Below are 7,391 nucleotides of genomic sequence, written 5' to 3'. Positions count from 1 at the left end.
CCCCAACCCCATTTCCCCCCGCCGCTATAAGCCGGGTGAGATCATCCGCTCGCCGGTGGCCCATCATGACGGCAACTACTTCGCCGATGCCGAGACGCTTGCGCGCCTCGAAGGCGAAGGCCAGGTGGTGTTCCGCTATGCCGAAGGCACCAACCCCAACGGCTCGATCAACGACATCGCCGGCATCGTCAACGACAAGGGCAATGTGCTCGGCCTGATGCCGCATCCGGAGAACCTGATCGAGGCGGCGCATGGCGGCAGCGACGGACGGGCGCTGTTCGAAGGCGCGCTCGGCATCGCCGCTTGATCCTTTCCAGACAATTCCTTCAAGAACGCGGGGGCGGACTGACCATGAGACTGACGATTGCTCGCCTTGCTCTCGTGGCCGCCGCCGGGATTGTGCTGACATCGTGCCAGTCCGGTTCGAAGTCCGCGCCGGCGCCGTCGGGCAAGAGCGCCTCGCTCCTTGCAATGGAGCAGGTTGCGATCGCCGCCCATAAATGCTGGATCGCCAGCAAGGATCCAGCCTTCAAATCCTATCAGATGGCCAATGAGCTGAACTCCTACAGCGGCACGCCGCGTTTCCTGCTGGTGCCGGCCAAGCATTATGGTGGCAAGCCGCTGCTGGTCGTGCAGGCGCAGGGCAATTCCAGCAAGGTGGACGTGTTCGGGCCGCTGATGGCCGAACCGCTCGGCGCGCGCATCGGCGCCGACATCGCCCGCTGGCAGGCCGGCAATCCGTCCTGCGCCGCCGCCGCGTGAGCCCCGAATGGGCCGGTTCCTGCAGATGGCGGGACTGGTCATCGGACTGATAGCGCTCGTCCTGCAATTCGCCATCACCATACCCGCGTCGATGGCGGCGGGCCACAGCCTGCTCGGCTCGATCGTCTTCTATTTCAGCTTCTTCACCATCCTGACCAACATTGCGGCGGTGCTGGTGCATGCTTCGCTGCTGTCGCCTGCCGGCTATGCCTGGTTCCCGGCGTTCGCCGGGCGGCGCATGCGGGCCGGCGTCGCGGTTGCCATCACCCTGGTCTTCATCGTCTATTCGACGGCACTGGCGCGCCTTTGGGCGCCGGAAGGCCTGTTCCTGCTGTGCGATATCCTGCTCCACTATGTGACGCCGCTCATCTTCGTGCTGTGGTGGCTGATCGCGGGCGCGGACGGCAGCACGCGCTGGCGCGACATCTCCTGGTGGATGATCTATCCGCTGGCCTATCTCGCCTATGCGTTGATACGGGCCCCATTCGCCGGCGAGGTGCCCTACCCCTTCCTCGACGTAGCTAAGAACGGCGCGGCCAGCGTCGCCATATCGGCGCTGACCACGACAGCTTTGTTTCTCGTGCTGTGCGCGCTCGCCGTGCTTGTCGATCACGGCATCGCCCGGCTGCGGAAATGATCCGCAAGCCGGCGCGGTCACTCCCAGAACGGCCTGATGCCTTCGTGGTGAGCATCGCAGCGCGAGATGCCGATATCCTTGAGCTGCTCGTCGGTCATCTCCAGGAGTGCCAGGCGCCCGCGGCGGCGCTGCAGCATGCGGTCGATCTGCCTGGCGATGGAGCCGAGCACGAAGACGATACGGTCGATGAACCCGCGGCGGACCGACGGGCGATTGTGCAATTCGGCGCCGCCGTGGTGGAATGTATCAATTGTATTCATTTTTCGATCTGCCAGTCTGATGAATTGTACCTTTTCTGCGCGCAATCTCATATCGATTGACTCATCACGCGGTGCAATATAGAAAATTGTTACCATGACAAATTGGCTCCCCGATCTCTCCTCCGGCTCCGGTCCGCTGTATCAGCGTCTTGCTGACAGCATTGAGTCAGATATCGACAAGGGCGTCATCGATGCCGGTGCAAAACTGCCACCCCAGCGCGACCTCGCCTACGACATCGGCACGACGGTCGGCACGATCGGCAGAGCCTACCAGTTGCTGCGCGAACGCGGGCTGGTGAGCGGCGAAGTTGGGCGCGGTACCTATGTGCTCGCCCAACGCGCCGGAGATTCGAAGCCGGATCTGGAGCCTGCCGTCCTGGGCACACGCCCCATCGATGCGCCGACGGGCAAGCTGCGCTTCGACAGCACCGCCGCGCCCGATGTCGGCCAGGGCGCAGTCATCGCCGAAATCTTGGCGCGGACGGCGCAGGACCATCCCCACGACATTTCGAGCTACACCAGGGATTTTCCCGAACGCTGGTACGAGGCGGGCAGCCATTGGCTGGCGCGAAATTCCTTCCGCCCCTCGCCCGATTCAATCGTGCCGACGCTGGGCACCCACGCCGCCGTGATGGCGGCGATCGCCGCGCTCACCATGCCCGGCGACTATGTCGTCTTCGAGCATCTCACCTATTCGCAGATCTCGCGCAGCGCCGGACTGATCGGACGCCGCACCGCTTTGGTTGCAGCGGACGATGGAGGCATCGACCCCGACGATTTCGAGCGCGTCTGCGCGCAAAAACACCCCAAGATGATGTTCGTGATGCCGACGGCGAAGAACCCCACGCTGGTGACGCTTTCGGCGGAACGGCGCCAGGCGATCGCGCGCATCGCGCGCGCGTACAATGTCGTGCTGATCGAGGACGATCTCTATGGCGAGCTGACCGACGATCCGACGCCGCTGCTTGCCGAGTACGCGCCCGAGCGCACGATCGTCGCCGGCGGTCTGTCGAAGTCGGTCGCGGCCGGCGTGCGTGGCGGTTGGCTGTCCTGCCCACCGGCCTACCGCCACCGCATCCGCGTCGCCCACAAGATGATGACCGGCGGCCTGCCTTTCCTGCTGGCGGAGGTGGGTACCAGGCTGGTGACATCCGGCCAGGCGGGCGAGATCCGCAAGCGCTGCATTGCCGAAATCCAGGCCCGTCTCCATATCGTGCGCGAGACGCTGGCTGGGTTCGATTTCAAGACAAGAGACAATGTGCCCTTCGTCTGGCTGACCTTGCCTGATCCCTGGCTCTCCGGCACCTTCAAGAATGCCAGCCTGGCGCAAGGCGTGCTCATCGACGACGAGGACGAGTTCAAGGCCGGTCGCTCCGAGCAGGTCTTCCACAGCGTCCGCTTCGGCGTGTCGCAACCCCGGCACAGCAAGGATGTCGCCGGCGGCGTCGCGGTCATCCGCCGCCTGCTCGACGAAGGCCGCGCCGGCTACGACAGTTTTTCCTGATCCGCCCGGCACTGTCCGTCGGGCAGTCGCCGACGCAGTGGTTTTCCGGCGTTTTTCGTCATCCGGTGGGGTGTATCGCGCGAAAGCTTGCGATAAGAGGAGACTCAGAAAATCCCCCTCCCACGGATACCAATCGCTGCTCATGACCATTTCCAATTCCGTGCCGATCACTCCCGAACTCGTCGCCGCGCACGGGCTGAAGCCCGATGAATATCAGCGCATCCTCGACCTGGTCGGCCGCGAACCGAGTTTCACCGAGCTCGGCATCTTCTCGGCGATGTGGAACGAGCACTGCTCCTACAAGTCTTCCAAGAAATGGCTGCGCACGCTGCCCACAAGCGGCCCGCAAGTCATCCAGGGACCGGGCGAGAATGCCGGTGTGGTCGACATCGGCGACGGCGACTGCGTCGTCTTCAAGATGGAGAGCCACAACCATCCGTCCTACATCGAGCCCTATCAGGGAGCGGCGACCGGCGTCGGCGGCATCCTGCGCGACGTCTTCACCATGGGCGCGCGGCCGGTTGCGGCAATGAACGCGCTACGCTTCGGCGCGCCGGACCATCCCAAGACCCGGCATCTGGTCGCCGGCGTGGTTTCGGGCGTCGGCGGCTACGGCAATTCCTTCGGCGTGCCGACCGTCGGCGGCGAGGTCAATTTCGATCCGCGCTACAACGGCAATATCCTGGTCAATGCCTTCGCGGCCGGTCTCGCCAAGACCAACGCCATCTTCCTGTCGCAGGCCAAGGGCGTCGGCCTGCCGGTCGTCTATCTCGGCGCCAAGACCGGGCGCGACGGCGTCGGCGGCGCCACCATGGCCTCGGCCGAATTCGACGACAAGATCGAGGAGAAGCGTCCGACCGTGCAGGTCGGCGACCCCTTCACCGAGAAATGCCTGCTGGAGGCCTGCCTCGAGCTGATGGCCTCGGGTGCCGTCATCGCCATCCAGGATATGGGTGCGGCCGGCCTCACCTGCTCGGCTGTGGAGATGGGCGCCAAGGGCGACCTCGGCATCGAGCTCGACCTCGACAAGGTGCCGGTGCGCGAGGAGCGCATGAGCGCCTACGAGATGATGCTGTCGGAAAGTCAGGAGCGCATGCTGATGGTGCTGCGCCCCGAAAAGGAGAGAGAGGCCGAGGCGATCTTCCACAAATGGGGCCTCGATTTCGCCATCGTCGGCAAGACGACCGACGACTTGCGGTTCCGCGTGTTGCACCAGGGCGACGAGGTCGCCAACCTGCCGATCAAGGAACTGGGAGACCAGGCGCCGGAATATGACCGCCCCTGGGTCGAGACGAGGAAGCCCGCGCCGCTCGCCGCCAATGACGCGCCCAAGAGCGATGTCGCCGATGCGCTGCTGAAATTGCTTGGCGGGCCGGATCTGTCCTCGCGCCGCTGGGTGTGGGAGCAGTACGACACGCTGATCCAGGGCAATTCGCTGCAGCTCCCCGGCGGCGACGCCGGCGTGGTGCGCGTCGAGGGCCATCCGACCAAGGCGCTCGCCTTCTCCTCCGACGTCACGCCGCGCTATTGCGAGGCCGATCCCTATGAAGGCGGCAAGCAGGCCGTGGCCGAATGCTGGCGCAATCTCACCGCCACCGGCGCCTTGCCGCTTGCCGCCACCGACAATCTCAATTTCGGCAATCCGGAGCGCCCCGAGATCATGGGCCAGCTCGTCGGCGCGGTGAAGGGCATCGGCGATGCCTGCCGCGCGCTCGGCTTCCCGATCGTCTCCGGCAATGTCTCGCTCTACAACGAAACCAACGGTCGCGGCATCCTGCCGACGCCGACCATCGGCGGCGTCGGGCTGATCGCCGACTGGTCGAAAATGGCCCGCATCGGATTTGCCGCCGAGGGCCAGATGATCGTGCTGGTCGGCGCGCCGCCGAGCTGGGGCAGCCATCTCGGCCAGTCCGTCTATATGCGCGACATCCACGGCCGCGCCGACGGCCCGCCGCCGCCGGTCGACCTCGCGCACGAAAAGCGCGTCGGCGATCATGTACGGGCGCTGATCGCCTCCGGCATCGTCACCGCCGCGCACGACCTCTCGGACGGCGGGCTTGCCGTGGCGCTGGCCGAAATGGCGATGGCGTCCGGCATCGGCGCCACCATACCGGGTCTTACCGGCACCGACCCGATCCCGGTCTGGTTCGGCGAGGACCAGGGCCGCTATCTGCTGACGCTGTCGATCGACCCGCAAAGCGGCGAATGGGACAGGATCCGCGAGGAGCAGGGCAAGCTCGGTATCTTCGCGCCGTGGATCGGCACGACCGGCGGCGACACGCTGAAACTCGGCGATGCCCGCGCGATACCGGTCAGCGAACTGACCGCCGCCCATGAGAGCTGGTTCCCGCGCTTCATGGATCAGGCCATTTGACCAGGCTGGCGGCCCGGGCGCTGCTTGCAGTCGTTTTCTGGCCGTCGCTGTTCTTTTTCTGGTTTCTCGGCCCGTTCGTCTTTCTCCTGCTGTCGACGACCTCGAGCGAAGTTTGTCCGCGGCTGGAAACGCGATCGGAATTCGTTGCCGCGGCCAACGGCACCCTTCCGATGCTGGCCGTTCAGAGCCTCGTCTATGCGGTTCCGATAGTGTGCCTGGTCCTGTGGGGGCGGCTTTTGCCGGAGCTGGCTCGGGCAAGGCAGATCGTCACCTGCGCCAAGCTCTTTGCCGTTACGATCGTCATCGGAGTGCTTTGGGCGTATGGTTCCTCGCTTATGTGCGATGGCTACGGCCAGCCGTTTTTCTCCCCGGCCTGGCAATGGACGAGTTACTTGCCGGTAGTCGGTATCGCGATCAACGTCCCGCTCTATGTGCTGACCTTCAGCCTTGGCCGCGCCTTCTCGACGCGTGAGGACGCGCCCGCCGACGATGCGGCTCATCCGCACCAGGATGTCCCATGAGCCCTCGGTCATGGATGGAACGGCTTCAATCCGGACCGGAAAGGTTCTACGCTCAGTACCGACTCTCATCGCACGGGCTGCTGCACCGCTCCCCGGCGAGAAAACAGGATTTTTTTCATGGCAATGGACGCGCACGACATCGAACGGCTGATCAAGCAGGGCATTCCGGACGCCAAGGTGACGATTCGCGATCTGGCCGGCGACGGCGACCACTACGCGGCTGAGGTGGTGGCCGAAAGCTTCCGCGGCAAAAGCCGGGTGCAGCAGCACCAGATGGTCTACGACGCGCTGAAGGGCAATATGGGCGGCGTGCTGCACGCGCTGGCCCTGCAGACCAGCGTTCCGGACTGAGACCTATCGCCACTCTGCCTTAGCCCAAAACCGCGTTATCCCTTGCGCCATCGCGGTAGCGTCACGGCTAACGTCTTGTTTCGGCCAACCTATGGGTTTATTTGATGGACATGTTTCGAGCCTGGCTCCCACAGGCGTGAAAGGATCGTCCATGACCGGCATCAACGACTACATCGACAACGAGGTGAAGAGCAACGACGTCGTGCTTTTCATGAAGGGCACGCCCGGCTTCCCGCAGTGCGGGTTTTCCGGCCAGGTGGTGCAGATCCTCGATTATATCGGGGCCGACTACAAAGGCGTGAACGTGCTCGACTCGGCGGAACTGCGCCAGGGCATCAAGGACTATTCCAACTGGCCGACCATTCCGCAGCTCTACGTCAAAGGCGAGTTCGTCGGTGGTTGCGATATCGTGCGCGAGATGTTCCAGGCCGGCGAGTTGCAGGACTTCCTGGTCGAAAAGGGCGTCAGCGTCAAAGGCGCCGCCTGAGTTGAGTTCGCGGCGGCCGGCAATTTAGCCGGCGGTCACGAGGCCCCCGGGGCCGCCCCCACCTCGGCAATGTAGTTCCCGACTCCGGGAACGAGACGAACCGATGCGCCGGTCCACCGGCGCATGTTCGTTTGAAAGATCGGATTTTGCCGTGGACAAGCAGATAGAAGCGTCGCAACGGGCTCTGCCCATTCCGCGCTGGGAATTCATTGCGCTCTGCGCGGCGCTGATGGCGCTCAACTCCCTGGCTATCGATATCATGCTGCCGGCCCTGCAGCAGATCGGCGCCTCGCTCGGCGTCGAGAATGAAAACCATCGCCAATACGTCATCACCGCCTATATCCTCGGCTTCGGCGGCGGGCAGCTTTTCTTCGGTCCGATCTCCGATCGTTTCGGGCGTCGCGCGCCTTTGGTTGCCGGCCTTATCATCTATGTCGCGGCAGTGGCCGCCGCGGCGATTGCCCCGACCTTCGCCGTGCTGCTTGCCTGCCGTGC

At 64.4% G+C, this 7,391-nt stretch carries 10 protein-coding genes; 9 read left to right on the top strand and 1 reads right to left on the bottom strand.

The features are described 5' to 3' along the window. From EOA38_RS22580 to EOA38_RS22570, 3 genes are all read left to right on the top strand, one after another. On the top strand, positions 1–307 hold a 307-nt coding region (locus EOA38_RS22580; protein WP_189434811.1), incomplete at its 5' end, for a phosphoribosylformylglycinamidine synthase subunit PurQ. Positions 308–351: 44 nt separating this feature from the next. After that, a complete protein-coding gene (locus tag EOA38_RS22575; protein ID WP_127300298.1) occupies positions 352–762 on the top strand; it encodes a hypothetical protein in 411 nt (136 codons plus the stop codon). 7 nt (positions 763–769) lie between these two features. Further along, positions 770–1,399 carry a Pr6Pr family membrane protein gene (locus EOA38_RS22570; protein ID WP_127300297.1) on the top strand — a complete coding sequence of 210 codons (630 nt, stop codon included), beginning with the start codon at positions 770–772 and terminating at the stop codon, positions 1,397–1,399. 17 nt (positions 1,400–1,416) lie between these two features. On the opposite strand, the gene EOA38_RS22565 is transcribed toward EOA38_RS22570, so the two are convergent. After that, positions 1,417–1,659 (bottom strand): DUF1127 domain-containing protein, encoded by a 243-nt coding sequence (locus EOA38_RS22565; protein ID WP_127300296.1) that lies wholly within the window; start codon positions 1,657–1,659, stop codon positions 1,417–1,419. Between the two features lie 94 nt (positions 1,660–1,753). Between EOA38_RS22565 and EOA38_RS22560 the strand changes: the two genes are divergently transcribed. From EOA38_RS22560 to EOA38_RS22535, 6 genes are all read left to right on the top strand, one after another. Continuing rightward, complete coding sequence (locus tag EOA38_RS22560; RefSeq protein ID WP_126093614.1) at positions 1,754–3,163, top strand: PLP-dependent aminotransferase family protein; 1,410 nt, start codon at positions 1,754–1,756, stop codon at positions 3,161–3,163. Between the two features lie 142 nt (positions 3,164–3,305). Further along, positions 3,306–5,537, top strand: a complete 2,232-nt coding sequence (gene purL / locus EOA38_RS22555; protein WP_127300295.1) for a phosphoribosylformylglycinamidine synthase subunit PurL — start codon at positions 3,306–3,308, stop codon at positions 5,535–5,537. Beyond that, the gene (locus EOA38_RS22550) at positions 5,534–6,058 is read left to right on the top strand and encodes a hypothetical protein (RefSeq protein WP_127300294.1); all 525 of its coding nucleotides are present in this window, start codon (positions 5,534–5,536) and stop codon (positions 6,056–6,058) included. Before purL ends, EOA38_RS22550 begins: the two co-directional genes overlap by 4 nt. A gap of 117 nt (positions 6,059–6,175) precedes the next feature. Beyond that, complete coding sequence (locus EOA38_RS22545; RefSeq protein ID WP_126093611.1) at positions 6,176–6,409, top strand: BolA family transcriptional regulator; 234 nt, start codon at positions 6,176–6,178, stop codon at positions 6,407–6,409. A 151-nt stretch (positions 6,410–6,560) separates the two neighbouring features. Then, the gene (gene grxD, locus EOA38_RS22540) at positions 6,561–6,896 is read left to right on the top strand and encodes a Grx4 family monothiol glutaredoxin (protein WP_059185116.1); all 336 of its coding nucleotides are present in this window, start codon (positions 6,561–6,563) and stop codon (positions 6,894–6,896) included. A 229-nt stretch (positions 6,897–7,125) separates the two neighbouring features. Beyond that, on the top strand, positions 7,126–7,391 hold a 266-nt coding region (locus tag EOA38_RS22535), incomplete at its 3' end, for an MFS transporter (protein ID WP_245480896.1).

This window comes from Mesorhizobium sp. M1E.F.Ca.ET.041.01.1.1, assembly GCF_003997355.1.
Taxonomy (GTDB): Bacteria; Pseudomonadota; Alphaproteobacteria; order Rhizobiales; family Rhizobiaceae; genus Mesorhizobium.
Note: the sequence above shows the minus strand (reverse complement) of the source record. Positions and strands in the feature narration are given on the sequence as shown.